26 protein-coding genes are annotated in these 26,891 nt (G+C 59.3%); 7 read left to right on the top strand and 19 right to left on the bottom strand.

Features of this window, described 5'->3' with window-relative positions; genetic code table 11:
* Positions 1-13: 13 nt before the first annotated feature.
* Positions 14-940, bottom strand: a complete 927-nt coding sequence (gene cyoE, locus FTE24_RS15025; RefSeq protein ID WP_141447128.1) for a heme o synthase — start codon at positions 938-940, stop codon at positions 14-16.
* Between the two features lie 319 nt (positions 941-1,259).
* Between cyoE and FTE24_RS15020 the strand changes: the two genes are divergently transcribed.
* Positions 1,260-1,466: a hypothetical protein gene (locus FTE24_RS15020; protein ID WP_141447129.1), complete on the top strand. Its 207-nt coding sequence runs from the start codon at positions 1,260-1,262 to the stop codon at positions 1,464-1,466.
* A 193-nt stretch (positions 1,467-1,659) separates the two neighbouring features.
* Here the strand turns inward: FTE24_RS15020 and trpS are convergent, their stop codons facing one another.
* The 3 genes from trpS to FTE24_RS15005 form a co-directional block, all read right to left on the bottom strand.
* Positions 1,660-2,646, bottom strand: a complete 987-nt coding sequence (gene trpS, locus FTE24_RS15015) for a tryptophan--tRNA ligase (RefSeq protein ID WP_141450373.1) — start codon at positions 2,644-2,646, stop codon at positions 1,660-1,662.
* A gap of 368 nt (positions 2,647-3,014) precedes the next feature.
* Entirely contained in the window at positions 3,015-3,422 is a 408-nt protein-coding gene (locus FTE24_RS15010; protein ID WP_150232723.1) for an O-methyltransferase, read from the bottom strand.
* A 242-nt stretch (positions 3,423-3,664) separates the two neighbouring features.
* Positions 3,665-5,341 carry a M3 family oligoendopeptidase gene (locus FTE24_RS15005; protein WP_160441784.1) on the bottom strand — a complete coding sequence of 559 codons (1,677 nt, stop codon included), beginning with the start codon at positions 5,339-5,341 and terminating at the stop codon, positions 3,665-3,667.
* A 158-nt stretch (positions 5,342-5,499) separates the two neighbouring features.
* On the opposite strand from FTE24_RS15005, the gene FTE24_RS15000 reads away from it, so the two are divergent.
* Both FTE24_RS15000 and FTE24_RS14995 read left to right on the top strand, forming a co-directional pair.
* Positions 5,500-5,676: a YycC family protein gene (locus FTE24_RS15000; RefSeq protein ID WP_150232719.1), complete on the top strand. Its 177-nt coding sequence runs from the start codon at positions 5,500-5,502 to the stop codon at positions 5,674-5,676.
* A gap of 3 nt (positions 5,677-5,679) precedes the next feature.
* Complete coding sequence (locus FTE24_RS14995) at positions 5,680-5,910, top strand: hypothetical protein (protein WP_150232717.1); 231 nt, start codon at positions 5,680-5,682, stop codon at positions 5,908-5,910.
* 702 nt (positions 5,911-6,612) lie between these two features.
* On the opposite strand, the gene FTE24_RS14990 is transcribed toward FTE24_RS14995, so the two are convergent.
* The 8 genes from FTE24_RS14990 to FTE24_RS14955 all read right to left on the bottom strand — a co-directional run bounded on the left by FTE24_RS14990 (position 6,613) and on the right by FTE24_RS14955 (position 15,279).
* Positions 6,613-7,929 carry a 6-phospho-beta-glucosidase gene (locus tag FTE24_RS14990; protein ID WP_150233512.1) on the bottom strand — a complete coding sequence of 439 codons (1,317 nt, stop codon included), beginning with the start codon at positions 7,927-7,929 and terminating at the stop codon, positions 6,613-6,615.
* Positions 7,930-7,931: 2 nt separating this feature from the next.
* Positions 7,932-8,906 (bottom strand): N-acetylglucosamine kinase, encoded by a 975-nt coding sequence (locus tag FTE24_RS14985; RefSeq protein ID WP_150232715.1) that lies wholly within the window; start codon positions 8,904-8,906, stop codon positions 7,932-7,934.
* A gap of 37 nt (positions 8,907-8,943) precedes the next feature.
* Complete coding sequence (locus tag FTE24_RS14980) at positions 8,944-10,599, bottom strand: extracellular solute-binding protein (protein WP_150232713.1); 1,656 nt, start codon at positions 10,597-10,599, stop codon at positions 8,944-8,946.
* Positions 10,600-10,624: 25 nt separating this feature from the next.
* Positions 10,625-11,518, bottom strand: coding sequence for a carbohydrate ABC transporter permease (locus FTE24_RS14975; protein WP_150232711.1), 894 nt, complete (start codon positions 11,516-11,518; stop codon positions 10,625-10,627).
* A 22-nt stretch (positions 11,519-11,540) separates the two neighbouring features.
* Positions 11,541-12,407 carry an ABC transporter permease gene (locus tag FTE24_RS14970; protein WP_415663207.1) on the bottom strand — a complete coding sequence of 289 codons (867 nt, stop codon included), beginning with the start codon at positions 12,405-12,407 and terminating at the stop codon, positions 11,541-11,543.
* A 158-nt stretch (positions 12,408-12,565) separates the two neighbouring features.
* The gene (locus FTE24_RS14965) at positions 12,566-13,480 is read right to left on the bottom strand and encodes an AraC family transcriptional regulator (RefSeq protein ID WP_150232706.1); all 915 of its coding nucleotides are present in this window, start codon (positions 13,478-13,480) and stop codon (positions 12,566-12,568) included.
* 650 nt (positions 13,481-14,130) lie between these two features.
* On the bottom strand, positions 14,131-14,832 hold the full coding sequence (locus tag FTE24_RS14960) for a DUF2225 domain-containing protein (protein ID WP_141447139.1): 702 nt from the start codon (positions 14,830-14,832) through the stop codon (positions 14,131-14,133).
* Between the two features lie 69 nt (positions 14,833-14,901).
* Complete coding sequence (locus tag FTE24_RS14955) at positions 14,902-15,279, bottom strand: globin domain-containing protein (protein ID WP_150232705.1); 378 nt, start codon at positions 15,277-15,279, stop codon at positions 14,902-14,904.
* 605 nt (positions 15,280-15,884) lie between these two features.
* On the opposite strand from FTE24_RS14955, the gene FTE24_RS14950 reads away from it, so the two are divergent.
* Positions 15,885-16,685 (top strand): NAD kinase, encoded by an 801-nt coding sequence (locus FTE24_RS14950; RefSeq protein ID WP_141447141.1) that lies wholly within the window; start codon positions 15,885-15,887, stop codon positions 16,683-16,685.
* A gap of 179 nt (positions 16,686-16,864) precedes the next feature.
* On the opposite strand, the gene FTE24_RS14945 is transcribed toward FTE24_RS14950, so the two are convergent.
* On the bottom strand, positions 16,865-17,698 hold the full coding sequence (locus FTE24_RS14945; RefSeq protein ID WP_150232703.1) for a YutD family protein: 834 nt from the start codon (positions 17,696-17,698) through the stop codon (positions 16,865-16,867).
* A gap of 189 nt (positions 17,699-17,887) precedes the next feature.
* The gene (locus FTE24_RS14940; RefSeq protein ID WP_150232701.1) at positions 17,888-18,748 is read right to left on the bottom strand and encodes an AraC family transcriptional regulator; all 861 of its coding nucleotides are present in this window, start codon (positions 18,746-18,748) and stop codon (positions 17,888-17,890) included.
* A 103-nt stretch (positions 18,749-18,851) separates the two neighbouring features.
* Between FTE24_RS14940 and FTE24_RS14935 the strand changes: the two genes are divergently transcribed.
* From FTE24_RS14935 to FTE24_RS14925, 3 genes are all read left to right on the top strand, one after another.
* A complete protein-coding gene (locus FTE24_RS14935) occupies positions 18,852-19,928 on the top strand; it encodes a Gfo/Idh/MocA family protein (protein WP_150232699.1) in 1,077 nt (358 codons plus the stop codon).
* Entirely contained in the window at positions 19,925-20,827 is a 903-nt protein-coding gene (locus FTE24_RS14930) for a sugar phosphate isomerase/epimerase family protein (RefSeq protein WP_150232697.1), read from the top strand. Before FTE24_RS14935 ends, FTE24_RS14930 begins: the two co-directional genes overlap by 4 nt.
* Before the next feature lie 75 nt (positions 20,828-20,902).
* Positions 20,903-21,763 carry a sugar phosphate isomerase/epimerase family protein gene (locus FTE24_RS14925; protein ID WP_141447145.1) on the top strand — a complete coding sequence of 287 codons (861 nt, stop codon included), beginning with the start codon at positions 20,903-20,905 and terminating at the stop codon, positions 21,761-21,763.
* Between the two features lie 115 nt (positions 21,764-21,878).
* Here FTE24_RS14925 and FTE24_RS14920 read toward each other — a convergent pair whose 3' ends face one another.
* The 5 genes from FTE24_RS14920 to FTE24_RS14900 form a co-directional block, all read right to left on the bottom strand.
* The gene (locus FTE24_RS14920) at positions 21,879-22,676 is read right to left on the bottom strand and encodes a TrmH family RNA methyltransferase (protein WP_150232696.1); all 798 of its coding nucleotides are present in this window, start codon (positions 22,674-22,676) and stop codon (positions 21,879-21,881) included.
* Between the two features lie 63 nt (positions 22,677-22,739).
* Positions 22,740-23,414, bottom strand: coding sequence for a potassium channel family protein (locus tag FTE24_RS14915; RefSeq protein ID WP_141447147.1), 675 nt, complete (start codon positions 23,412-23,414; stop codon positions 22,740-22,742).
* Between the two features lie 22 nt (positions 23,415-23,436).
* Positions 23,437-25,020, bottom strand: coding sequence for a peptide chain release factor 3 (locus FTE24_RS14910; RefSeq protein WP_141447148.1), 1,584 nt, complete (start codon positions 25,018-25,020; stop codon positions 23,437-23,439).
* Positions 25,021-25,128: 108 nt separating this feature from the next.
* On the bottom strand, positions 25,129-25,533 hold the full coding sequence (locus FTE24_RS14905) for a MerR family transcriptional regulator (protein ID WP_150232694.1): 405 nt from the start codon (positions 25,531-25,533) through the stop codon (positions 25,129-25,131).
* The gene (locus FTE24_RS14900) at positions 25,530-26,813 is read right to left on the bottom strand and encodes an alpha/beta hydrolase family protein (protein ID WP_160441783.1); all 1,284 of its coding nucleotides are present in this window, start codon (positions 26,811-26,813) and stop codon (positions 25,530-25,532) included. Before FTE24_RS14900 ends, FTE24_RS14905 begins: the two co-directional genes overlap by 4 nt.
* Between the last annotated feature and the right edge of the window lie 78 nt (positions 26,814-26,891).

The raw sequence follows: 26,891 nt of genomic DNA, 5'->3' as shown, positions 1-26,891 counted from the left end.
GATCACGATCGGATCAATGCGCCGTGTCGATAATCATCAGCAGGAACGTGACCATCATGTAATAGATGGAATACATGAACACTTTTTTGCCCCAGGCGTCCGGGTCCTGGCCTTTGGCCAGTCCTTTGACGGCGAAGTACAGCCACAGCGCCGTGATGGCGACCGAAGCGACGGTGAAGATCATGCCGACGTATCCGTACGCGTACATGAGGATCGGCACCGGCAGCAGCAGCACGATATAAGGCAGCATCTGCCATTGGGTGCGGCGAATGCCTTTGACGACCGGCAGGATCGGGAAGCCCGCGGCGCGGTATTCTTCGACGCGGCGAATGCCGAGCGCCCAGAAGTGCGGCGGCTGCCAGAGGAACATCCACAGGAACAGCAGTACGGCGCCCATGTCGATTCGGTTCGTGACGGCGACATAACCGATAACCGGAGGCATCGCGCCGGAGATTCCGCCGAGCGATGTGCTCCACGTGGACGTGCGCTTGAGCCACATCGTGTAGAGCACGACGTAGGCGAACATGCCGATCGCTCCGCACACGCCGGTCAATACGCCGCAAAATCCGAATAAAATGGCCAGTCCGAGCACGCCCAGCACGATGCCGTAGGTCAGCACGATGCGCGGCGCGATTCTGCCGGTCGGCAGCACGCGGTTCTTGGTCCGTTCCATTTTGGTATCCATCTCGCGGTCGAGATAGTTGTTGAACACGCCGGATGCCCCGACGATCAGCATCGTGCCGGCCAGCGTCGCGATCAGATTCGCCCAGTTGATGTTCCACTGCGAAGCCAGCCAGAATCCGGCCAGCGTCACGAACAGGTTCGAGCGCAAAATGCCCGGCTTGGCCAAGGTGACGAAATCTCGCCACGTTACCCGCGCGTCTTCGTGTTCCGAGACAGGGGCGGCTTCCGAAGCTGCATAATTTAACGATTTGCCCACGCTTGTCATTCCTCCTCTTAGGTTCCGATCCGCAAAAACGTACATGCGAAATGTATACGATAATGGTTAAAACCGGCTTTTGGCAAGCCGGGATAAAGTATCGCTATGAATTTTATCATATCAAAGCCCCTTTCGATTGCCAACGATTCCCGAAACAAGTTCGATAATTTGACAATTTCATGAGATTTTCACGGCATTCTCAAAAAAAGATGTGGAATTTTGTTGGAAGACGGGTACGAAAAACCGACGAAAATTTGGCTCTATCCCGAAAAAATAAGGTATAATGGAACAAAGTCAAATTCAAAACGGAGGTTTTCCGATGAATAAAGGTCTTGCCCTATGGTTCGCCGTTTCTTCGATGGCTCTTGTCACGCTGTGCGCCATCCTTATTAATGAAAGCGCTTGGCTCGCGCTCGGCGTCGGCGTCGTCGCCGTGCTCAATATCGGCTGGGGCTTCATTACCAAAGCGCGTATCCAGCGCAAACTGGGCGTCTCCGCGGCGCCGCAGGAAAAGCCGCTTCATTAATTACAGACGAACGAAAATTACGGATGAACGGCCCTTGCACATGCACGAACGACGGCCCGCCTTTTCAGGAGGCCAGGCTCGTTTCCCAATCATCCGGCACGCCAAAAAGCCGCTGACCCGTCAAAACGGATCAGCGGCTTTTCCATGTTCGGACTGTGCGTAAGGGATCGCTGTATGGAAAGGGCGCGAGCGATCAGAACTTCGGCATGAAGCCCATACGGTCGCGCACGCCTTTCATCGTCTCTTCGGCTACCGCTTCCGCGCGCTCCGCGCCTTTGGCCAAAATGCGCTTGATCTCGCCCGATTCGCGGATCTCGCTGTAGCGCTGCTGGAGCGGCTCAAGCACCGATACGACGGCTTCGCCCAGCTCTTTTTTGAACGCGCCGTACATTTTGCCTTCGAACTGCTCCTGCACCTGCTGAAGAGAGCTGCCCGTGCATTCCGCGTAGATGCCCATAAGGTTGCTCACTTCCGGCTTGGTCGCCGGGTCGTAGCGCACTTCGCCGCCCGAATCGGTCGTCGCCCGGTTGAACTTTTTGCGGATCACGTCCGGCGGATCGAGCAGCGCGATGTAACTGCCCGCATTCGCGCTGCTTTTGCTCATTTTTTTGGAAGCGTCGTCGAGTCCCATGATCCGCGCGCCGACTTTCGGGATGTACGGTTCCGGCACGGTGAAGAAATCCCCGAACCGGCTGTTGAAGCGGCCGGCCAGGTCGCGCGTCAATTCCAGATGCTGCTTCTGGTCTTCGCCGACCGGAACCAGATCGGCCTGGTACAGCAAAATGTCGGCCGCCATCAGCGCCGGGTAGACGAACAAGCCCGCGCCGACGGAGCCTTTGCCTTCCGACTTGTCTTTGAACTGGGTCATCCGCTCCAGCTCGCCCATGCCGGTCAGCGTCGTCATCAACCAGCCCAATTCGGCATGCTGCGGCACATGCGACTGCATGAAGATGTTCGACTTCTCCGGATCGATGCCGGCTGCCGCATACAGCGTCGCGACCGATTCCGACTGCTCGCGCAGCGCGGCCGGGTCCTGCGGCACGGTGATCGCGTGCAGGTCGACGACCGAGAAGAAGCACTCGTGGTCGTGCTGAAGCGTCACGAAATTTTTGATCGCCCCGATGTAGTTGCCGATGGTCAGCTGACCGCTCGGTTGAATGCCCGACAATACTTTTTTCATCATTAGGATTCCTCCGATTCTGATAGGCCCGCCGTTTGCCGGCAGGCGTTTGAACGCAAAAAGGCCCACGTCCGCAAGGGACGTGAGACCGTGGTACCACCCTTATTCGTCTCTCCGGCTTAACTCCGGGACAGACCTTAACCGTTCCGTTAACGGGGAACGAAGCCGGCCGGCCTACTGCGGAATATTCCGGTTCGGCGCGGCACTCCGGGGGCCATTCGGACAGGGCGTCTGCACCGGCTCGCATCAACCGCCGGCTTTCTGAAGCAGCACGCACCCGCTTACTTGTCCCCATCATCGCGTTGTGACAGTAACTTGTCCCTATCTTAAAGTGGCGGCCCTTCTTTGTCAATCCATCCGCCGCACGCTCAGGAAAGTTCGGAACGCGATTCCTTGGACGCGTGCTTCGGATAGCGGATCAGGCTGCTGGCCATATTGTAGTTCGATTCGAACTGGGCATCCACCACCACTTCCGCTTTGCGGATCGCAAAATCGTAATGGATCTCGCCGTGCGTCCAGCTTTTCTTGTAATTGAGCGACTCGATCGCCATGTTGCGGAAAGCCCGGACCTGCTGCTCGTTCAGTCCCCGGCCGGGCGCTTCCACGTGGCCGTCGCGGCCGGCGAGCGGCGTGTGGCGGATGCCGAACTTGCCCACGACATTGTTGCGAATCTGGACAAAAACCGTTCCGGATTCAAGCTGCGACAGTTCCTCGCCCAATTCTTTGAATACGATGTCGAGCTGTCTGGGAAGCGAATACTCGTTTAGGACAAACATGTTAATCCTCCCTTATTATATGCATCTTTAAGCACAGGTGAGATCCCACTTTTATGCAATTATGTAGCGCTTGAGGCTCATTATAGAGGCGCTTCCTGCCTACTTCAATACTATTCGTAATAATTGGGTAAATATAACTATTAAATTTTAAATGTTTTGCTATTTTTCAGTAAATAAAAGCAAAAGGCGACCAGATTTAAGTTCTGATCGCCTTTTTTGGAGTTTTGAATCTTCGTTTTTTTTTACAAAACTTTCGCTTCGGTCATGTCCAGGAACGTCCGAACGTCAGCCGCGCTGACATCGATCGCCGCCTGCCAGAAGTCCGGCTGCGTCAGGTCGACGCCCAGATGCTTCGACGCCAGTTGTTCGACGGTCATGCGGCCGGTATCGAGCAGCAGCGCGTCGTACTTGTCGGCAAAGCCGCTCCCTTCCCGCTGCGCCTGCGCATAGATGCCGGTGCTGAACAGGTAGCCAAACGTGTACGGGAAATTGTAGAACGGAACGCCGGTATTGTAAAAATGCAGCTTGGATGCCCAGAAATGCGGATGGTAATCGCCGAGCACGCCGCAGAACGCTTCTTCCTGCGCCTGCGTCATCAGCTCGCTGAGATCCTGGGGCGTCAGCAGGCCGGCGCGGCGCTGCTCGTAAAAGCGGGTCTCGAACAGGAAACGCGCGTGAATGTTCATGAAGAACGCGATGCTGCGCTGGATTTTGTCTTCGAGCAGCACGATGCGTTCTTCTTCGTCCGCCGCTTTGCGTACCAGCGAATCGGCCACAATCATCTCCGCGAACGTCGACGCCGTCTCCGCCACGTTCATCGCGTACCGCTGGCTGAACGTCGGCAGTTCGTCCATGACGTGCTGGTGGTAGCCGTGGCCCAGTTCGTGCGCCAGCGTCGACACATTGGACGCCGTGCCGCTGTACGTCATGAAGATACGCGTTTCCTTCGTCAGCGGCAGCGCCGTGCAGAACCCGCCCGGCCGTTTGCCTGCCCGGTCTTCCGCCTCGATCCAGTTGTGGTCGAACGCCCGCTGCGCGAAGTCCGCCATGCGCGGACTGAAGCTGCGGAACTGCTCCACGATCAGGTCGGCTGCGTCGTCGTAGTCGATTTTGGATTCGGATGCGCCGATCGGCGCGTCGACGTCGTGCCAGCCGAGCCGCTCCACGTTCAGCAGCTGCGCTTTGCGCTTCAGATACTCCACGAAGATCGGCTTGTTGTCCGTAATGACCTGCCACATCGTGTCGAGCGTGCCGGCGGACANNTCCCAGCTGCGGCCCATTTCTTCGCGCTGCTTCGGGTCCGTGGAACCGAGCTTGTTGGCAGCCTGCGCCGCGGATAGGTGCTTGATCTCGCCGTTCTCTTCCGACTTCACTTTCACGTGGCGCACGATCGTATTGTAAAAGCTGCTCCAGCCCTGATACCCGTCGACCGACAGCGAGAGCGCGAGGCTTTCCAGCTCCGGCGTCATCTTCTCGCGGGCCTGCGAGCGGCTCTCGCTCAGGTTGAACGCGACAGGCGCCACGGTCTCCCGCTTCATCCACTCTGTCCAGACGGCATCCTGCGTATTTTGCAGCACGCTGTCGAACGTTGCGACGACGCTCTGCCAGCGGGCGCGGATCGAGCCGACGCGCGCCGAGAGCTGCCCGGCTTTTTGGTCGTTCTGATCCTGCGCGCTCAGGCACGAGACGAACGCGCCCGCCTGGCGGAACCGCGCGGATACGTCCTGCACGTCGACGAACAGCGGATCGAACGCCGCGGTCTGTTCGGCGGAAGCCGGAGGTTGAAGGCCGCCTACGCGCTGCTGCAATCCTTCCACGTCGGCCGCCAATTTTTTTAGAAAAGTATCGAATTCGGCCGAAGCCGAACCTCCGGGAAAAATCGTCTCCAAATCCCAGGTCTGTCTCAAGCGGTTGCTCATTGCATTCCTCACCTTTCGCTTCGAAAAATAGGTGCAGCGGACATGGCGGCATGATCGGTTCACGAGGTCCATATGGTGTTTGCCCAGGCCTCATGGTACAGTATTACTATATCGAAAACGTCTTATGAAGCCAAATCTGACACGGGAGGGAATACACCATGAGACCTCTGCAAATTTCGGCGGACACGGCAATCAAGCTGTCCAAACAACTGAATGTTCCGATCGAACATCTCATGCATATGCCGCAGCATATCCTGATGCAAAAGCTGGCCGAACTGGCCAAGCAGGAAGCGGAAGCCAAGCCTTCGGAAGAGCAGTCCGGGGAGAATAACTGACCCATGATTCCTTTTGAAAAAGCGCTGCCGTACGATCATGTGATGGGCGACTTGACGGTTCCGCAGTGCCCGTTCTGCGGAGCGGAAAACGTGCTGCTGCCGATCAAGCCGTCGGAACTGGAAGATATCCATACCGGCCGCAAGCGCCTGACGGTCTTTCCGTGCTGCCACGGAAGACTGACGGTGCTGGACTGCGACGACGATTATCTGATGACCGATACGGTCGTCAAGTGAGCCGCGTTCGGCTTCGCGGGTGAACGTCCGGCGCCTTGCATCCGAGGTCCGGCGTCCGGCTTGGCCGGAGTCGGGAACAGGCGGGCCGCTCGGACATGAGCGGGCGCACGCGACTTTGGCACGACATGACCTTGGCGGGATTAGCCGGCGGGCAAGCGAAAGCCCTTCGAAGGGGATTCCTTCGAAGGGCTTTTTTGGCGCCGATTTGGCGAATTAGCGAGAGCCGCTTACGCTGCTTAAAAGGCAGCGTAAGGCTGTCGAGAAAGTCCTATACGTATGAGAAGCTTGTCGACTGCGGGAGAAATTCGTTCCGGTCGCGTGTTGAAATCAGGAAAAAGGATCAAATTTGAATGGGATTTTCCTGATTTCAAAGGCGAACGCTGGCGCTCCTACACTGAATTTCTCCCTCCGCCTCCTCACTTTGTTCAGAATCAGACTTTCTCGACACGTTGACGCTGCTTAAAAAGCAGCGTAGAGAAGCCAAATCGCGCGAATCGGCGGTTACGCTGCTTAAAAAGCAGCGTAGAAGCGTCTTTGGGCAGAAAAGAAGCGTATTACAGGGTCCACGCTGCTTTTTCGGCAATGTAAGACTGTAATCTTCTCTCCAAGGCGCGCTACGTTGACGGAAAAGCAATCAAGAGGCCGCACGGTCAGCGCACGCTTCAGCCGACAACCTCAGCTTACGGTGTCCGCGCACGACCTTCAGCGCACAGCCGCTTCGTTCGGGAAAAACCGGCCCAGATACACTTTGTTCCGCTCCAGCATCTCATCGAGCATCGCTGCGGCGTCGTTCACCGAAGGGACGAGCGGATGATGCGCCAGCGCGGTCAGCGCCAGATCGCGGCTGCCGGAGACGGCGGCCTCGATCGCCAGCCGTTCGTACGTTTTGACGGCATGGATCAGCCCTGTGGCCGCTTCGGGCACCACTTCGACGGCGATCGGGACGGGACCGGTCTTGAACACCCGGCAGTTGACTTCGATGCACGCATCGTCCGGCAGGAAATCGAGGCTGCCGTTGTTCGCGACGTTCAGCGTCTGGATATCGCCTTGGTCGTTATAGAGCGAGTTCATCAGCTTGACCGCGGCTTCGGAATAGTACGCGCCGCCGCGCTGTTCGAGCTGCTTGGGCTTTTCGGCCAGATTCACGTCTTCGTACAGCTCGAACAGTTCGTCTTCCAATCGCTGTACCGTCTCCGCCCGGGTCTCGCCTCTGGCTGCGGCTTCCTGCTGTTCGGCGAGCAGTTCGCGGTGCAGGTAGAAGTATTTCAGGTAATACGAAGGAATGGCGTGCAGCGTGCGCAGCAGCGCCCCGTTCCATTCGTACTGCGGCACGTTGCGGGCGGAATAACCGTCGCGGTTATCCAGCAGTTCGTCGAGCTTGGACTGTCCGTCGATCTCGATCCGGCTGATATAATGCAGATGGTTGAGGCCGACGAATTCGCACGCGATCCGCTCGATCGGCACTTCGTACAGCCGCGACAGCCATTTGTACGCCGCGATCGGCGAATTGCACAGGCCGATCGTGCGAATCCGCGAATGCCGGGTGATCGCTTCGGTCACCATGCCCGCCGGATTGGTAAAATTGAGCAGCCATGCGTCGGGACACAGCTCCTCCATGTCGCGGGCGACGTCCAGCAGCACCGGAATCGTCCGGAGCGCTTTCATCATGCCGCCGGGGCCGGTCGTCTCCTGCCCGATCATGCCGTACTTGAGCGGGATCGTCTCGTCCCAGCCGCGGGCTTCCAGCATGCCGACGCGCATCTGCGTGGAGACGAAGTCCGCGCCCTCCAGCGCCGAACGCCGATCCAGCGTCAGGCTGACTTCGATCGGCAGCCCGGACTTGGCGACCATGCGCTGGGCCAGCTTGCCGACGATCGACAGCTTGCGCAGGCCGGGCTCGATATCGACCAGCACGATTTCGGTGACCGGAAACGTATCGTAATTCAGAATGAAGCCTTCGATCAGCTCGGGCGTGTACGAAGATCCGCCTCCGATGACCGCCACTTTCAATTTGTGCATGCTCATGCGCTCGCCGCCTTTACGCTTAGTTGTTGATGAATGCGGCGGTAGAGCTCTTCGTCGGTACCGCCCTGCTCGTTCATGGCCATAAACAGCGCACCCGCCACCGGCTCAAGTGTCAGCACGCTCAGCCGGCAGCCCGGCGCCGCCGCCCGGACTTCCCCGTCCAGAAAAGGCAGAATGTAACGGCTGTCTCCCCGGGTCAGAATGCTGCCGGCCATCACCAGGTCGAAACGGTCGTGTTCCATGTCCAGCTTGCGAATGACCGCTCCGGCCGCCCGGCCGAGCTCCCGCCCCTGCCGGGCCAGAATGCTTCTCGCCAGCTCGTCGGCTTCCGCCACGTCGAACAGCACTTTCGCAAGGTCCGGCGGAATATGCCGGCCGGTATCCAGATAATGATGGAACATTTCTTCTTCCGAACCCATCGCCAGGCGGCTCAGCGTCGCTTCCGCCAGCAGCGTCGGCTGTTCCCGGCCTTCCCAGGCCCGGATCACCGAGCGGAACACCTCGACCGCCAGGTCCGATCCGCCGCCGAAATCGCCGAACGTATACCCGAACCCGCCGACCTGCAGTTCTTCGCCGCTCCGGTTGATCCCGTAGCAGTTCGTGCCCGTGCCGCAGATCACGACCACGCCGTGCGCCTGCCGCGTTCCGGCACGCAGGCCGATCACCGTATCGCACACGATCTCGTGCCGGTCGAGCCCGAGCCGCGCGATCATCGGCCGCAGAATGCGGAAGTCCGCTTCGCGGTCGGCTCCCGCCAACCCGAACACCGAACGCCGCACCTGCTCCCGGCGTATGCCGGCCCGCTCCAGCGCTTCGTCCACCGCAAGGCGGATCTGCTGCTCGGCCGGAGCCGCGCCCAGCTGATGATTGCCGCAGCCGCTCTGCCCGCGGCCGACGATCCGGCCGCTTTCGTCGCAGACTACGGCGAGAGTCTTGCTGCCTCCCCCGTCAACGCCCAGATAATAGTTCAAATCGGTTGCCCTCCATCCAAACGTCGTGTCTTCTGTTTTATTTGCCGAGCTTCGCCAGATTTTCCTGCCATTTCTGCGTTTTGTACTCCAGCAGTTGGGCGTAACCGACCTGCTGCGCGTCCTGCTCCGCCTGATCCAGAATGGCCAGCACTTCTTCTTCGCTGCCCGCGTTCAGAATCGCCTGCGCTTTGGCTTTTTCATAGATTTCGCCGACGCTCTGCTCGATGATGCCTTCGTTCGAATCGCCGGCCGGATTCAGGTTGACGAAGGCCGTCGTGTCGTACTGCGTTTTCCACGTAATCTCCGACTGCCATTTCGTTTCCCAGCTCTTCTTGTCTTCCGGCAGCGTCGATTCGAACTTCATCTTGGAATTGTCCACGTAGACCGTGTTGCCGACCCACTGGAGATTGACCGTGGAGTTCATCAGTTCGTCGCGGCCTTTAGTGTCCGAAGTGAACGCGTCGGTGAAGATCGGCGCTTCTTCTTCGTCGACGCCGTCCCAATACAGCCCTTCCGGTCCCCACATGCTGATGCGCTGCCCTTCGGGGCCGGTGAGCCAGTCGAGGAAAGCGAAGATCGCTTCCGGGTCTTTGGCCGTCTTCGAGATAACGCTGACGTTCCAGCCGAGCTGGTTGTACGTACCGGGGAAAATTTTGTTTTTGTCCAGGCCTTCCTTATGCACCGGCCAGATCATGATATACCCGGCTTCCGGATCTTCTTCGCTGAGCAGGGAGTCGCCGATCGCCCCGAACTCGGTCGGACTGGACGCGACGTAGACGGCGGCTTTGCCGGTAATGATCTTCTGCTCCACCTGCTCCAGCGGCTGGGTGAACGCGTCCTGGCTGATCAGCTTGTCGCGGTATAGCCGGTTGGCGTAAACGAGCGTCTCGCGGAACACGTCGTCGGTGAACACCGACGTCAGCGTATCGCCCGACGGGACGGCTTTCATGCTGAGCGAGCTGTACAGATAGGGACGGTTCTCCGCAAAAGCCGAACTCATAATGTCGACGCCGCTTGCGGACTGCCCGACTTCGAGCGGCACGACGTCCGGATACTTGTCTTTGACCTGCTTGAGATAGGCGTACAGGTCTTCGGTCGTCTCAAGCTTCGGCGCGCCGAGCTCGTTGTAGATTTTTTTGTTCACCAGATAGCCGGCGTTGCCGTTCGGCTGCGTCGTGTACCAGTTCGGGAACTGGTACAGCTTGCCGTCTTCCGAGCGCAGCATGTCGAGCGTCTCTTCGCCGGCCCACTTTTTGAGATTCGGGTATTTGTCCAGATAATCGTCGAACGGCACGATCGCGCCCGCTTTGCGCAGCGATTCCACGTCGGCGCCGCGTTCGGTCCAGATCACGTCCGGCAGCTCGCCCGACACGATCATCGTGCTCAGCTTCTGCTTGGCGTTGCCGCCGGAGCTGATCGGAACGACGTTGACTTTTTTGTTGGCCTTGATCCATTCCGAAGCTTTGTCTTCGCCCCAGTTCGGCATCGTGTACCAGTCGTAATGCCCGTAGAAAGAAAATTCGAGCGGACTCTCGCCGAGCACGTACGCTTCCTGCCCGGACGCTTCGGCCGAGCCGTTTCCGCCTTCGGTTTTGCCCGCCCCGGAAGAACTTCCTCCGCTGCATCCTGCCAAGACCAACGTCAATGCGAGCAGCGTCGAGCCGACCCGCCGTCCTTTTTTACCGATTCTCATGGCTTTGCCCCCTTCGTCCTCTTGTCTATTCCTTGAGCGAACCGACCAGCACGCCTTTGACGAAATACTTTTGCAGGAAAGGATACACGCACAAAATGGGAATCGTCGCGACCATCATCGTGGCCATGGACAGCGACTTCGACGTCACGGCTTTCATCCGGCTCATCCGTCCCTGGGCTGCCGAGTCCATCTGCGCCATCTGTTCGCTCATGATGTTCGAATTCAGAATCTGCTGCAGCTTCGTCTGAATCGGGAGCAGATCGGCGTTGCTGATATAGATGCTCGGCGTAAACCAGTCGTTCCAGTGATACACCGCCGTGAACAGCGACAGCGTGGCGATGACGGGGCCGGACAGCGGAAGCACGATGCGAAACAGCACGCCCCAGTTGGAACAGCCGTCGATCCGCGCCGATTCTTCGAGCCCCGCCGGAATGCTTTTGAAAAAAGTACGGAAAATGATCATGTTCCACACGCTGATGAGTCCCGGAATGACCATGACCCAGAACGTGTTGAACAGGTCGAGCGAGCGGATCAGCAGGAAGGTCGGAATGAGCCCGCCGCTGAAATACATCGTGACGATGCAGAAGATCATGTAGCCTTTGCGGCCGATCAGTTCCGATTTGCTCATGCCGTAGGCGAAGATCGCCGTAGCCCCGACCCAGAGCAGCGTCCCGAGCAGCGTGCGCAGAATCGAGATCACGAATCCGTTGATCAGCCGGCTGTCTTCGAATACGACCCGGTAATTTTCGAACGTGAACGCTCTCGGCCAAAACGTGATGCCGCCGCGCATCGTATCCGTACCGTTGTTGAAAGAGATCACCGCCGCGTTCCAGAACGGATAGAAAGCGACGAAAGCCATGACGGCGAGCAGCGCGTAGACGACGCCCGTCAGCATGCGGTCTCCGGTTGAAGGTTTCATGCGCAAGCACCCCGCTTTCGATTTACCATAGGCTGTTGCCCGATTTGCGCGCCGCGTAGTTCGCCCCGACCAGCAGGAGCACGCCGAGCAGCGATTTGAACAGGCCCGCCGCCGTCGCGTAGGAATACCGGTTGTTCTGGATGCCGGTCCGGTACACGTATGTATCGAGCACGTCGCCCACGTCCCTCAGGACGGGATTCGAGCCGAGCAGCAGGATGTCTTCGAATCCCGCGCTTAACAGATTGCCGATCGCCAGAATCAGGAACACGATGATGACGGGCATGATCGCGGGCAGCGTGATAGAGAAGATCTGCCTCAGCTTGCCCGCCCCGTCCATCGCCGCCGCTTCGTGCATATGCGGATCGACGCCGGCGATCGCCGCCAGATAGACGATCGAAGCGAATCCGATTTCTTTCCAGACGCCCGTCGTGACCAGAATCGTCCAGAAATACTCCGGCAGGGAAAGGAAGTTGATCGGCTCCTTGATCAGATTCGCGGTCTGCAGCAGCATGTTGACGCTCCCGTTCTCCGTCGACAGCAGCGACATGACGAAGCCGGAGACGATGACCCAGGACAGGAAGTGCGGCAGGTAGCTGATCGTCTGCACGATCTTTTTGAAAGCGCGGTTCCGCACTTCGTTCAGCATCAACGCCAGCAGGATCGGAGCCGGGAACCCGACCAGCAGCTTCAGCAGGCTGATCGCCACCGTATTGCGGATGACCGTCCAGAACTCGGGAGCGTTAAAGAACATTTCGAAATGCTTGAACCCGACCCACTCACTTCCGGAAAATCCGTCGAACAGACTGTAATCCTGAAAAGCCATCAGGACCCCGTACATCGGAATGTAGCTGAACACGAAGATGAACAGCAGCGCCGGGAGCACCATCATTTGAAGATCCCACTGTCTGCCAAGCCGTTTGATCAGCGACGCCTTCACTTTTCGTTCCCCGATGGCGGTCCGGTGCGTCGTATTCTGCATATGGACCTCCTTTCCCTCGCATGGTGTAAGTAGGCATCACCGTTGAAGTGACTTTTCCTGACTCAATCTTACTTGGACCCAACCTCTTCGACTCCGCCAAAATGATCGGAAACCGGTACTATCTTACTGCAACACGCATTTATTTTGCTGCGGATGAGTCTCGGCTCGGTGCCGATATGCCGCTTGAACAGCCGGTTGAAATTCGACAGCGTGCGAAATCCGCATTCCATCGCGATATCGACGATCTTCAGATCGGACGTTTCCAGCAGGTGATACGCATTCTCCAGCCGGATTTGAATCAGATACGTGAGCGGCGAGACCCCGACCGCGCGGCGAAACACGTCGCTGAAGCGGGACGGACTGAGGTACGCGAGCGCGGACAGTTCTTCCAGCGTCCAGGCGTGGGCGGGGCGTTCTTCCATCGCGCCGATCACGAGACGCACCTTTTCCAGCTGCGCGACAGAGACGCTGCCTGCCGCCGGTTCGACGTTCTCGCGGCGGAAATGGCGATTCACCTGCACGAAAAATTGCAGCATGTAGGCGTACACGACAGACACGTACGAAGGCCGGGCCGCGTCGTGCTCTTCCTGCAGCGACAGCAGCAGTCCGCGCAGTTCGGGCAAGCGCGGATGGTCGCGGTCGAGCACATGGGTAAAATAAACGCCCATCTCCTTGAACGGGCTCAAAATGTCGGGATCGGAACGCTGGCTGCCCATGAACCAGGCGGCGTCGAACGTAATGACCTGCATGACCAGCCCTTCTTTCTCGTAGGCGCAGTGCAGCGCTCCCGAATGGATCAGCACGATGTCTCCCGCTTCGAAATCGTACGTCACGCCGTTGATGATGTAATAGCCCGTTCCCGATTTGATCATGTTGATCTCCAGCGCGTCGTGCGCGTGCAGCCTCTGATACTGCGTCGTGACCCCGACCGTGTCCGACAGATGGATCGGATACTCGCGGTGGAATACGACTTTCTCCTTCATTCTTTCCCCTGCTTTTTCTCCGCTTCGTCCCCTATTCTCACCAACTCGTCCCATACGCTTCTCATTCCTTTCTCTTTGCGCAAATTCGATGATTGTTACTGTATTTTCATTACAAATTACTGTATCTTACTGATTCTCTCTGAAAAAATCCCTCTTTCCGCTTTACCCCCTCATCGTAGAACCCAACTCCCTCGGCGTCAACATAGATTACATCCCGCTCCCTTTCTCTATGCCTTCACATCAATCTCCCTTTCTCTTCCCCTTAAAAACACAACAAAAAGACCGCCCGATTCCCAGGCAGCCTTTATCTCTTATCTCTTATCTCTCTTATCTCTTATCTCTCTTATCTCTTTACGCTCTTATCCCTTCCCCTACCCCCACCACAAAGGGAGCCTTGGGCGCTCGCTTCCCCGCCCCCGTGCGCAGGCGAGCCGCAGTCAGCGGAGGGGCGGTGAGAGACGGAGACCGTGGAGCGGAAGCGGAACATCGCCTTTGTCCCCCGGCTTCCACCCTTCCTGTTCCAATCCAGGGAAGCCGGGGGGCAACAGCGATCGCAGGCCTCACCGCTCCGCAGCGCCTCCCAACCTCAACCTTTCCTCGCCCCGGAAGCCCCAAGCTCCGACGCACAGCCCCAGGCTCCCATCACACCTTCAAGACTCCAACATCTCCGAAGGCAGCTCCATTTTCCGCGCCAACATATCTTCGCGCAAAGTCGCCCACTGCTCCCGCGACGCCCGGATCATGCCCGCATCCATGATGCGCTGATCGTGGATGACGCGCGAGAACCAGCGCACCGCTTCGTTGAACTCGCCCATGCGGCGGCACAGCTCGCCGATCAGGTACATCAGCCGCGCGTCGCTCGGCCCGGCCGCTTCCGTCTCGTAGACGCGGATGTACGAATCGCGCGCGAAGCCGATAAACCGGGCTTCCTGCTCCGCGTTGTCTGCGTAGCGGTACAGCCACGCGATATGGTGCAGCAGGCTTGCGACGATACGCTCTTTGTCCTGAATGACCTGGGCGCAGATCAGCGCAAGCTTGTACGTGTCCAAAGCGGCTTCGAGCGTGCGTTTGCCGCCGTAATCTTTCTTTTTCGGCGCCGCGCCGACTTTTTCCTCGAATCGGCCGCGCTGGATCGCGCTCAGTTTGTTCGCCGAATTTTCGGTAAACGCGAAGCCGCAGTGCGGACAGATCCGCACGACGTAGAAGTCGGGATTTTCATTTTTGTAATGGGCGCAGAAGTCGCTATCCCGCCGAATCGTTTGTTTGAAACTAGGCCGTACGCGGCTCGTTTCGAATTTTTTTTCGCAGCACACGCAGACCGTCGTAATTTGAAACAGCGGATCGATTTCCATAATGATAAGCCCTTCTTTCCTTTGTCTATCGAATTCGGCAGAGAGTCGCGCGACGGACAACTTTCCCCGTTACGGGGTATTGACGAAATGGTAAGCCGGGCCTTTGAGCCGGGCCACGACGAATTCGCGCAGCTCGTCTTCGACGCCGTTCTCCGCGAGCGCCGCGTCCATGCAGGCCAGCCATGCGTCCGCCCGCTCGTTGGTGACGGGAAAACGCATATGCCGCGCCCGCATCATCGGATGACCGTGCTGCTCGGAATAGAGCGGCGGGCCGCCGAAGAACTGCGTCAGAAATTGATGCTGCCGTTCGATGACCGGCTCGATATCTTCGGGAAACAGCGGAGCCAGCAGAGGCTCGCGTACCACGTTCCCATAAAAAGTCTCAATGATGCGCCGCAGTCCGGCCGATTCGCCGAGCTGCTCGTAGAGGTTTGATTCGGAGTTCATGTCCATTACCTGCTTTCGCTTCCGATTTCGTTGGAGATGCAACTTGGCCTTGCCCTCATGCGTCTCCTCAGGAGACTCTCTTGTATTATAACAAAATGCGAGCCTTTTCAGCCCGTCTTTGGACCCGTTTGCGGAAAAAACAAAAAAAGCGCCGGGTCTTTGCCCCGCGCCGAATATATGACCGCGTACCCGTCCCCCGGGATGCGCGGCCGCCCGTCAAACCGAAATCTTAGTATCCGCTCCATTCTTCTTCCCCGGCATGTTCCAGGGAAGTGCGAATCACATAGACAAAGGCGCATACCATAACAGCCGTCAAGATACTCATTTGACCACTCCGTTCGTCTTGAATTCAAAGACAACGTGCCTACATTCGATACATCGAATCTGCCAAAAGGCCGAAATTAGAGTTTGGTTTTTTTATTCTATCATAATTTTTCTAAAAATAAACCCATTATGCAACCGCTTTCCAAAAGATCGGGCGGAGAATGAACAAAAAAACTTTTTATGCGACGCGGCTGGTTTGGCATGGTAAAATGTACGGGAACAGGCACCGGCTTGTCTCGGCGGCCGCAAGGCAAAAACCCGAGCAAAGGAGCGTTTAACCGTTGAAATATTATGTACTGGATCGCGGCGACCAACTGTCGATCGATTTAAGCCAACAATTCCATAGACTCGCGGCCGAAAAAGGATTCGAAATGGATTCCGAATCGCCGGAAATCGTCGTGTCGATCGGCGGCGACGGCACGATGCTGCACGCGTTCCATTCGTTTATCGACCGTATTCCGGAGATCGCTTTCGTCGGGGTCCACACCGGCCATCTGGGCTTCTACGCCGACTGGAAAGCGCAGGATCTGCCCGAACTGATCGAATTCATGTCCGGCGCCGGTGAAGGCGGGCTCGGCCCGAAGATCGTCAAGTACCCGCTGCTCGAACTGGAGATCGAACGCAAGTCCGGCACGTCGATCCATACCGTGCTGAACGAGTTCGCGATCAAAGGCGCCGAAGCGACGATGGTCGTGCAGATCGACATCAACGACGAAGTGTTCGAGATGTTCCGCGGCGACGGCATCTGCGTCTCCACGCCGTCGGGCAGCACCGCGTACAACCGGGGCCTCGGCGGCGCGATCATGCACCCGACGCTCGAAGCGCTGCAAATCGCGGAGATCGCCTCGATCAACAACCGCGTCTTCCGCACGCTCGGTTCGCCGCTCGTGCTCCCGAAGCACCATCACTGCGACATCTACTCGCGCAAAGAGCAGCGGCTGCTGCTGACGATGGATCACCGTTATCTGACGATCGACGATCTCGTCTCGGTCCGCTGCCGCGTATCGAGCCAGAAGATCAGCTTTGCCCGTTATCGTCCGTTCCCGTTCTGGAACCGGGTACGCGAAGCGTTTCTGGGCTGAAGGCAAGGCACAAGCCCGCTTCGCTTCCTGCCCCGGCAGACACAACGACCCACACCGAACAATCACCACACCGAACAACGACAAAAAGAAGGACCGGCAGCGATGCCGGTCCTTCTTGGCGTTGTAACGAAAATGCAAAGTCCTTGTGGCGGGCACAGCCCAATGGGCCGAACTCAAGCTTACTTCGCCGATTCCTGATCCGGACGCGGATTCGGAGCCGATTCGGCCGGCTGCGGCTGCGTTTGTGGCTGCGGCGCCGGTTGGGCCGGCTCTCGCCGTTCGCTGCTCGGGCGTTCGCCGCTCTGGCGCTCGCCCGCGTCGCGAACCTGCGGCTTGGGCCGCGATTCGCCGCCGCGATCTTCGCGCTTGCGGTTGCGGTTGTTCGACGACGGGCTTCCTTCGCCGCCGGCCGCTTTGCCCTTGTCGGCGCCTTGTCCCTGCGGCTGGCGGTTCGGGCGTTCGCCGCGCTGGCCGTTCTTTTTGCCCGGATGGCCCTGCGTTTTGTCCTTCGTCTCGCGCTCCGTCGATTCCGAAGTGCGCGATTCTCCGCGCTCGCCGCGCGAATTTTTGGAATCCCGCCCGCCCCGATGGTCTTTGCGCTCTTTGGGAGACGTATGCTCGCGGGTTTCCTTCGCGGCTTCCTGCACTTTGTGCGATTCGCGCGTCTCCCGCACCGGCTCCTTCATCTCGCCGAGGTCTTCGTACAGCGCCGCTTCTTCCGGGTCCTTCACGTCGCGCATGTCTTTGACCTTGCGCAGAACGAAGTAGGCGCACCCGAAGTTGCAGTGCTCGGTAATGTAATCGGTCGTAAAAGAAACCTGGGACTCTTTCGCCACTTTGGGATGCCCGTCGCGGTACATGCCTTTTAGCCGAAGCTGGTTATATCCCCAATCGCCGACGATGTAATCGTAGCGTTCCAGAATTTCGCTGTAGCGGCCGCGGAACGCTTCCGCATTCCAGCCGTTTTTGTGATTGATCATGACTTCGTACACTTTGCCGCCGATCTGAAACAAAAAATTCCCCTCCCCTGCCGAAACGATAGCTGTCGTCAATCTCTATATGATTCTGGCCGTATTCAATAAAAGAACTGCGCAAGTCGATACGTGGATTTATGAAGCTACACCCATTATAACGGCGGCGGTGCAAAAAACCAATACGGGATTGCGCGCGGAGACGCCCCGGAGCCGGGGCTGCGGCGGCATTCACGGTCCGACGCGGCTGCGGTACTCCCGGGGCGACACGCCGGTGACGCGTTTGAACACGCGGGAAAAGTAGAACAGGTCCCGGTAGCCGAGCCGCTCCCCGATTTCCTTGACGCTCAGGTCGGTGTTCAGCAAAATATGGCCCGCTTCCGCCACGCGCAGCCGATGCACGAATTCGTTGAACGGATAGCCGGTGTAGGCGTTCACGATCCGGCGCAGCGTCGAGACCGAGACGTGATGCCGGGCCGCCGTATCGGAGACGGTCGGCGGCAGATGCAGCCGCGACTGGATATCCTCGATCACCGTCTGCGCCAAGTGCCCGCGCCTGTCTGCTCCCTGCCCTGCGCCGCCCGCCGCGATCTCGTACGCCAACTGTTCCAGCAGCATGGCCGCGCGGTCGAGATTGTCCGGCGTCCCGCTGCCGACGAGGCGCAGCAGGCTCTCCATCCGCTGCAGCAGCACTTCGTCCACCGCCAGGCGGTGCACCTGCCCGCGCGGAGGCAGCCAGTCGCGCTGCCATTCCTCGATCCGTTTCCCTTCGGCCGTCACGTAATATTCGTCCCAGTATCCGCCCGGGTCGGGACCGTAATCGAACGACGCGCCCGGATACAGGCAGAACCACGAGCCCGCCCGGACCCGCTGCGTCTCCCCGCCGTCGATCCGGTAATACCCTTCGCCGCCCGTGATCAGCACGATCGCCCAATAATGGAACGTCGCCTGTTCCCGCTGAAGCGTTCGCCCCGGCAGATGTCCCGCGTTGACCAGCGTGATCGATTTGATCCGGCGGCGGGCGGGATCGATCGGCGGAGAGAAGACCCGGATCGGGCTCTGGCTGATCGTATAGTCCATATACTGAGTCATCCTGAACATTTTCTCCTTTGCTCCGCTATGTTAAATTAGACCTGTGCAATCCCCTATACATGAACAAATATAACATAGGAATCCGGAAAGGGTGACTTCGACCATGGAAATTGTACGCATCGGATTGATCGGCTGCGGGTCCATCTCCGACTCGCATCTTCAGGCTTACGCTGCCAACCCGCAGGTCAAGCTGACCGCGGTGTGCGACTTGAACGAGGAACGCGCCCGGCGGACGGCGAAGCAGTACGGCATTGACGACGTCCATACCGATTATCGTCAACTGCTCGCCGACCCGAATATCGACGCCGTCAGCATCTGCACGTGGAACAACTCGCACGCGGAGATCAGTATCGAAGCGCTGCGAGCCGGCAAAAACGTCCTGTGTGAAAAACCGCTCTGCAAAACGGTGGACGAAGCGCTGGCGATCCGGCAGGCGGTCGAGGAGACCGGACGCGTGCTTCAGGTCGGCTACGTGCGGCGGCATGCGGCCAACATCGAAGTGCTCAAGCGCTTTATCGACGCGGGCGATCTGGGCGACCTGTATTACGCCAAAGCGAGCCTGATCCGCCGCCTCGGCAATCCGGGCGGCTGGTTCGCGGACGAAGAACGTTCCGGCGGCGGTCCGCTGATCGATATCGGCGTGCACGTCATCGATCTGTGCTGGTATCTCATGGGCAAGCCGGCACCGGTCTCGGTCAGCGGCAACACGTATCGCAAACTCGGCAACCGCTCGAATATCGAGAACTTCTCGTATTACCAGGCCGCCGATTTCGATCCTTCGCTCAATACGGTCGAAGACATGGCCAATGCGCTGATCCGGTTCGAGAACGGAGCTTCGCTCATGGTCGACGTCAGCTTCTCGCTGCATGCCCGCAAAGATTCCGCGCAGATTGCCGTATTCGGCGAGCGGGGCGGCGCGGAGATCGAACCGGCGCTGTCGATCGTGACCGAGCAGCATAATACGATCCTGAACATCGACCCGCAGCTCACGACGCCGGGCTTCGACTTCGTGGACAGCTTCAAGCGGGAAATCAACCATTTCGTCGATCTGTGCCAGGGCAAAGGCGAGAACCTGTGCCCGGTCGACGACGGCGTAGCCATGATCCGGCTGCTGAACGCGATCTACCGCTCGGCCGAAGAAGGCCGGGAAATTCGTCTGGACGGGGAGGATGCCCAATGAACGGACAACCGACGAACGGAACCCCGGGCCTTTCCAACAAAATCGGCGTAATCGTCGACAGCTTCGGAATCGGCGTGACGGAAGGATTGAGAAAAGCAAAAGAAGTCGGCGCCGACGGCGTGCAGATCTATGCGGTGTCCGGCGAGATGGACCCGGCTGTCCTGACCGGTTCCAAACGGCGCGAACTGCGCGACTTCATCGGCAGCCTCGGCCTGGAAATATCGGCGCTGTGCGGCGATCTGGCCGGCCACGGCTTCCAGGATGCTTCCGTCAACCCGGAGAAGATCGAGAAATCGAAACGCATCCTGGACCTTGCGCTTGAGCTCGGCACGAACGTGGTCACGACCCATATTGGCATCGTGCCCGAAGACCGCGGCGGAGCCATTTACGACGCGATGCACCGGGCGTGCGAAGAACTGAGCCAATACGCAAGCAGCCGGAACGCCTATTTTGCGATCGAGACCGGTCCCGAGCCGGCCGCCCATCTCAAAAGCTTCCTCGATACGCTCGGCACCAACGGCGTCTCCGTCAATTTCGATCCGGCCAACATGGTGATGGTCACCGGCGACGATCCGGTGCAGGGCGTGCGCCTGCTTCGGGATTACATCGTGCACACGCACGTCAAAGACGGCCGCCGCCTGCGCGAAGTCGATCCGAAAAAGGTATACGGGTATCTCGGCTTCGGCGAGATGGACCACGCGGACATCGCCGATATGGCTTCGGGCGGCGCGGACTTCGTCGAACTGCCGCCGGGCGAAGGCGACGTGGACTTCGACGCCTACTTCCGGGCGCTGCAGGAGATCGGCTATACGGGCTACCTGACGATCGAGCGCGAAGTCGGCCGCGATCCGGCGGCGGATATTGCCGGAGCGGTGCGCTTCATCGAGCGCTATCGTTAAGCTCCCGGCTGCGCTATACTCAAACAGAAACCTTTCGTTTATCGAATATTCCATTTGACGGGGAGTGGCTGCACGATGAAACTCGGCATCAGTTCATACAGTCTGTATCAAGCCATGCAGCAGGGCCGCATGACGATCGGCGAAGGCATGGGTTGGGCGGCCGGAATCGGAGCCCGGCATATCGAGATCGTCCCGGGGCTCGGCTTCGGGTTCGACGAAGCCGGCGTGCTGGAGAGGCAGCTTGCGCGGCGCGCCAAGGAATTGAACCTGGAGCTTTCGAACTACGCGATCGGAGCGAACTTCATCACGGAGAGCGAAGAAGACTATGAAGCGGAAATCGTCCGCGTTCTCGCCGAAGTCGATCGCGCCCATCGGCTGGGCATCCAGCTGATGCGCCACGACGTCGCTTCGCGCGAAGACACTTCGATTCTTCGCTTCAACGAAGACTTGGAGAAGCTCGCGTCCGCCTGCCGGCGAATTGCCGACCACGCCGCCGGTTACGGCATTACGACAAGCGTCGAGAACCACGGCTATTACGTGCAATCGAGCGACCGGATTCAGACGCTCGTGCAGGCCGTCGACCGCCCGAATTTCAAAACGACGCTCGACGTCGGCAACTTCGTCTGCGTCGACGAAAACCCGCTGACCGCCGTCCGCAACAATCTGCCGATCGCTTCGATGGTCCATATCAAAGACTTCTATATCCGTCCGGCCCGCCTCAATCCCGGCGAAGGCTGGTTCCGCAGTTCGGGCGGCAGCTACCTGCGCGGCGCGATCGCCGGTCAGGGCGATCTCGACCTGTACGAGATCCTCGCCCACGTCAAAGCTTCCGGCTACGACGGCTTCCTGTCTATCGAATACGAAGGCATGGAAGACTGCCTGAACGGCACGCGGATCGCTTTCGACAACGTGCTGCGCATCTGGGACGAAGTGTGACGGGACGGAGTGCCCGGCGGGAAGCCTGCGCCCGGACAGACGTCCCGGGCTTACCCGGCACGATAAAAAGGACTTGAGCCGCGGCTCAAGTCCTTTTTATTTCTCGCGCTGCGGCCTAGAGCAGCAGCCGCTGCCGCACCGCTTCGAACAGCAGCACCGAAGCGGCCATCGCCACGTTCAGCGATTCCGCCCGGCCGGGCATCGGGATGATGACCTTCTCGTCCACGAACGCCTCGACTTCCGGCGAGACGCCGCCGCCTTCGCTGCCGAACACGAACCAGGTCGCGCCGCGGTAATCGGCTTCGTAGCAGCCGCGGTCGGCCTGCAGGCTCGTGCTGACGATCTTGGCCGACGCTTCGCGCGCCAGAGGCAGCAGTTCGGTCAGATCGCCTTCCACGATCGGCAGATGGAACAGCGATCCCATCGTCGAGCGTACCGTCTTGGGATTGTACATGTCCGCGCAGCCCCGGCCGACGATGACGCCCGCCGCGCCCGCCGCGTCGGCGGCGCGGATGATCGTGCCCACGTTGCCCGGGTCCTGCACGCCGTCGAGCACGGCGACGAGGCCATGCGGCACGCGCAGCAGGTCGGCCGGCTTCGCGGCGGACTTGCGCACGACCGCGAACACCGGCTGCGGCGTGCGCGCTTCGGTGCATTTGGACACGATCGCCGCCGAGACGGCGATCCATTCCGCCGCGCTGCCCTGCGCGCTGCCGGCCAGCCCGGCCGGCACGCCGAGCGCCGCGTCGTAAGCGACGCATTCCACGTCGGCTTCGGCACGCAGCGCTTCCTGCACCAGATGCACGCCTTCCACGATGTATTTTCCCTGACGGTCGCGGTGCTTTTTCTCCAGCAGGCCGGCCCATTCCTTCACGCGGGCATTCGCCGTCGATTCGATCTGCGCATGTCGCATACGTTTCGCCCTCCGCTTATTCAAATTGAAAGGTACCGCCGCGGGGCGATACCTTTTTTGGGTTTATCCGTGTTTGTCGAACGCAAGCTCCAGCCGCACCAGATCGTCCCGTTCGCCGACGATAACGAGCACGTCGCCTTCCCAGAGACGGCCGTGCGGGTCCGGGGAGATGTTCATCTTGCTGCCGCGGCGCACGGCGATGACGTTGCAGCCGTACTTTTGCCGCAGATTCAGCTCGATCAGGTTGCGGCCGACCATCCGCGCCGGGACGAGCATCTCGAAGATGCTGTAATCGCCCGACAGCTCGATATAATCGAGGATGTTCGGCGACGTCAGATTGTGTGCAACCCTTGTACCCATATCGCGTTCCGGGAAAATGACTTTGTCCGCGCCGATCTTGCTCAGCACTTTGCCGTGGAGTTCGTTCTGCGCTTTGGCAATGATCATCGGCATATTCATTTCCTTGAGAATAAGCGTCGTCAGGATACTCGCCTGAATATCCTGGCCGATCGCCACGACGACCACGTTAAAGTTGCGGATGCCGAGCGCTTTGAGCGCTTCTTCGTCCGTCGAATCCGCCGACACGGCATGCGTCACGATATTCGAGATTTCCTGGGTCCGCTGCTGGCTGGCGTCGATCGCCAGCACGTCGAATCCCATTTGGCTGAGCGACTTGGCGATGCTTGATCCGAATCGGCCCATACCGATGACCGCGTACTGTTTTTTGCCTTTCCCCATCCTGCTTCAGGCCTCCTTGAGATCAGGGCGCCATTTCCAGGAATCGGGCGTCCGGATTTTTATCGATGGCGGTACGCATGGCGTACTCGTTCTCGAACAGCGCGACGTAGTTGCCTTTTTTGTCTTTGACGAGCGTGGAGTTGATCCGGAACTTCGAAGGATCGATTTCCGGGGCGACGATCCAGCGCGCGAATTGGAACGACTGGCGCTGAAGCTGCACGTCGACGCCGTACTCGTTTTTCATCCGGTACTCGAACACTTCGAATTGGAGCTGTCCGACGACGCCGAGGATCGTGTCGTCGAAGCTTACGGTGCGGAACACCTGGATGGTGCCTTCTTCCGTCAGCTGGTCGATGCCTTTTTGGTACTGCTTGTGCTTGAGCGCGTTTTTGGCCGTGACTTTGGCGAAAATCTCCGGCGAGAACGTCGGCAGCTCTTCGAATTCGAAGCTCTGTCCTTCCACCAGCGAATCACCGATCCGGAAAATGCCCGGGTCGAACAAGCCGATAATGTCGCCGGCGTAAGCCGTCTCGACGATATCGCGGTCCTGCGCCAGAAACTGCTGCGGCTGGGCCAGCTTGATGTCTTTGCCGACGCGCACGTGCTTGACGCTCATGCCGCGCTCGAACTTGCCGGACACGATGCGCAGAAACGCGATCCGGTCGCGGTGCGCCGGGTTCATGTTGGCCTGGATCTTGAACACGTAACCGCTGAACTTCTCGCGGACCGGTTCGATCTCGCCTTCCGTGCTGCGGCGCGGCGCCGGCTTGGGTGCCAGCTCCAGGAAGTTTTGCAGGAACGTCTGCAGGCCGAAGTTGTTGATCGCGCTGCCGAAAAAGACCGGAGTCAGCTCGCCGCGTTTTACTTTTTCGTAATCGAACGGATCGCCCGCCACGTCCAGCAGTTCAAGTTCTTCCACCAGCTGGTTCGCATGGTATTCGCCGGCCATCTCTTTGATGATCGGATCGCGGTAATCTTCGACTTTTTGGACTTTGATCTGCGAATGGTCGTCGCCCTGGAACAGCTCGACCTGATTTTTCATCCGGTCGTAGATGCCGTTCAGCTCGCGCCCCATGCCGATCGGCCAATTCATCGGAACCGAGCGGATGCCCAGCACCTGCTCCAGCTCCTCCATCAGGTCGAACGGGCTTTGGCCTTCGCGGTCGAGTTTGTTAATAAAAGTAAAGATCGGAATGCCGCGCTTCGCGCACACCTGAAACAGCTTGATCGTCTGCGCTTCCACGCCTTTCGCGACGTCGATCAGCATGACCGCGCTGTCGGCCGCCGTAAGCGTCCGGTACGTGTCTTCGCTGAAGTCCTGGTGACCCGGCGTATCCAAAATGTTGATGCGGTGACCGTCGTAATCGAACTGCATGACCGAGGACGTAACGGAGATGCCCCGCTGCTTCTCGATTTCCATCCAGTCGCTCGTTGCGTGCTTGCTTGCTTTGCGGGCTTTGACCGTTCCGGCCAGACGAATAGCGCCGCCAAAGAGCAGTAGCTTCTCCGTCAGCGTCGTTTTCCCGGCATCCGGGTGAGATATAATGGCAAAAGTTCTGCGTTTGTCGACTTCATCGCGCAAAACCTTTTCATCGGCTTGGTTCATGTTCACGTTCCCTTCTGTATCGTACGTATTCATCCCTATATTGTACCATAATTAGCGCACAGGCAAGGGGATAATCTGCGCCGACCGGGAGTGCGCGCACAATTTTCGTTACCGGTCCCCGCCGCGGCGGAACGAACGCGCATATTCGCGCACTTCGTCGTCGTCATATTCGTCCAGCAGCCGGTTCAGATGTGTTTTCACTTCCGCCAGATGCCGCTCCTGCCGTTCGACGTCCGCGATCTGCTGCCGCACCAATTCGCGCAGTCCCTCGATGCCGATGCCCGGGCTCCCGCCGAGCTCGCGCAGCGTTTCGCCGATGCGCGCAAGCGGATACCCCAGCGCTTTGGCGTCCCGGATAAAACGGATCATCGTCACGTATTCTTCGCCGTACATCCGGTAGCCGTTGTCGCCGCGTTCCGGTTCCGGCAGCACGCCGCGATCTTCATAGAACCGGATCGTGGCCGGAGTCAAGCCTGTTTTGTTCGCAAGCTGTCCTCGGGTCATCTTTTTCATGCGCGGGTCTCCTTCCCTTCGTCGGCGGTCCGGGTAAGCTTGCGGTCGTACCGAACTTCCGGGAACGCCTCCGAATCCTGCCCCAGCAGCTCCGAACGGATACTTTTCATATAACGGTCGAAAAAAGCGACGGCGTAAGCGCGCGTGATCTCGCTTTTCCGTTCCGGCGTCGCTTTGCGGGCGAACAGGCGCGGAGACACATAAGCGACGTCGGTAAAGCTTTGATGGTAAAACGGTTCGACTACCGCGAACAGCGTATCGCTCCGGCTCGAACTCATCGCCTGCTCCGCTTCTTCCGTCCATTCCGGGTAGACGACTTTTTCCCGCTTCGGATCGTTCGGGTCCAGCGCCCGCTCCGTCTCTCCGGTCAGCAGGTACATGAACGGCCGCTCAAGCGGCCCGCCCGAGGCTTCGCCCCAGAACCCGCCTTCCAGGCTGAGCGCCGCGGCGAAGCGTTCGTCGGTCGCAAGCGCCTGGACCGCCGTCGCTCCCCCGTAGGAATGGCCGAGCAGCCCGGCGCGCGCAAGGTCCAATCGGCCGGACAGCGCATGGCCGGAGCCGTCCGCATTCCAGCGCTCCAGCGTATCGAGCACGAAGCGGGCGTCGGCCGCACGAACAGCGATTTCGCCCACGTTGTACGCATGCAGCTCGCGAGAATGCGCGAAGGAAGGTTCATGGACGTACGCGGCGACGCGGCCGCCCTGCAGCTTCACCTCGGCCGACGTGTACGGATGGTCCATGCCGATCACGATATAGCCCCGGCTGACGAGTTCCTCGACGAGCGTCAGGCTTTGGAACCGGGTCGAGCGAATGCCCGGCGAGAACAGCAGCACCGGATAGGCGGACTCTCCGCCGGAGAGCGGCAGGTGCCGGAACGCATGCGTGCTCACCCGCGACAAATGCCCGAACCATCGGCGCGGCAGCCCGAATACGAGCGACAGGCATTCGCCGAGCGCAGCCGGGTACCGTTCCGGCGGCGCGGCGGCCGCGGCCGAAGGGTCGGCCGGATACCAGACGGTGAGCGGCACTTCCCGCGGACCGTCTCCTTCGGGAAGCGTGCCCCGCCGGTTCTCCTGCCGGCTTCCGTCGACGAGATGTTCTTCGAACGTGCCGATCGCGTACGGCCCCGTCGGCTCCGGCAGGGCGAATACCGGAAACAGCCGACGCAGCGGATTCGGGCTTTTGCCCTGCCGTCTCGACCGATAGACGTATCCGGCGGCCGCAACCATCGCCGCAGCGGCGGCTCCCCCGAGCCAAACGGTTTTCGTGTTCTTGTTCATGCGGCCACTCTCCCTTGAATATCGAATTTCAAGCCGCTTACGGCTGTATGCGTTCAGCATAAGGGTTGAAGTTGGGTT

Origin of the sequence: Saccharibacillus sp. WB 17 (genome assembly GCF_008634075.2) — a bacterium.
Taxonomy (GTDB): Bacteria; Bacillota; Bacilli; order Paenibacillales; family Paenibacillaceae; genus Saccharibacillus; species Saccharibacillus brassicae.
The sequence above is the reverse complement of the archived record's forward strand: the minus strand, read 5'-3'. Positions and strand labels throughout refer to the sequence as shown.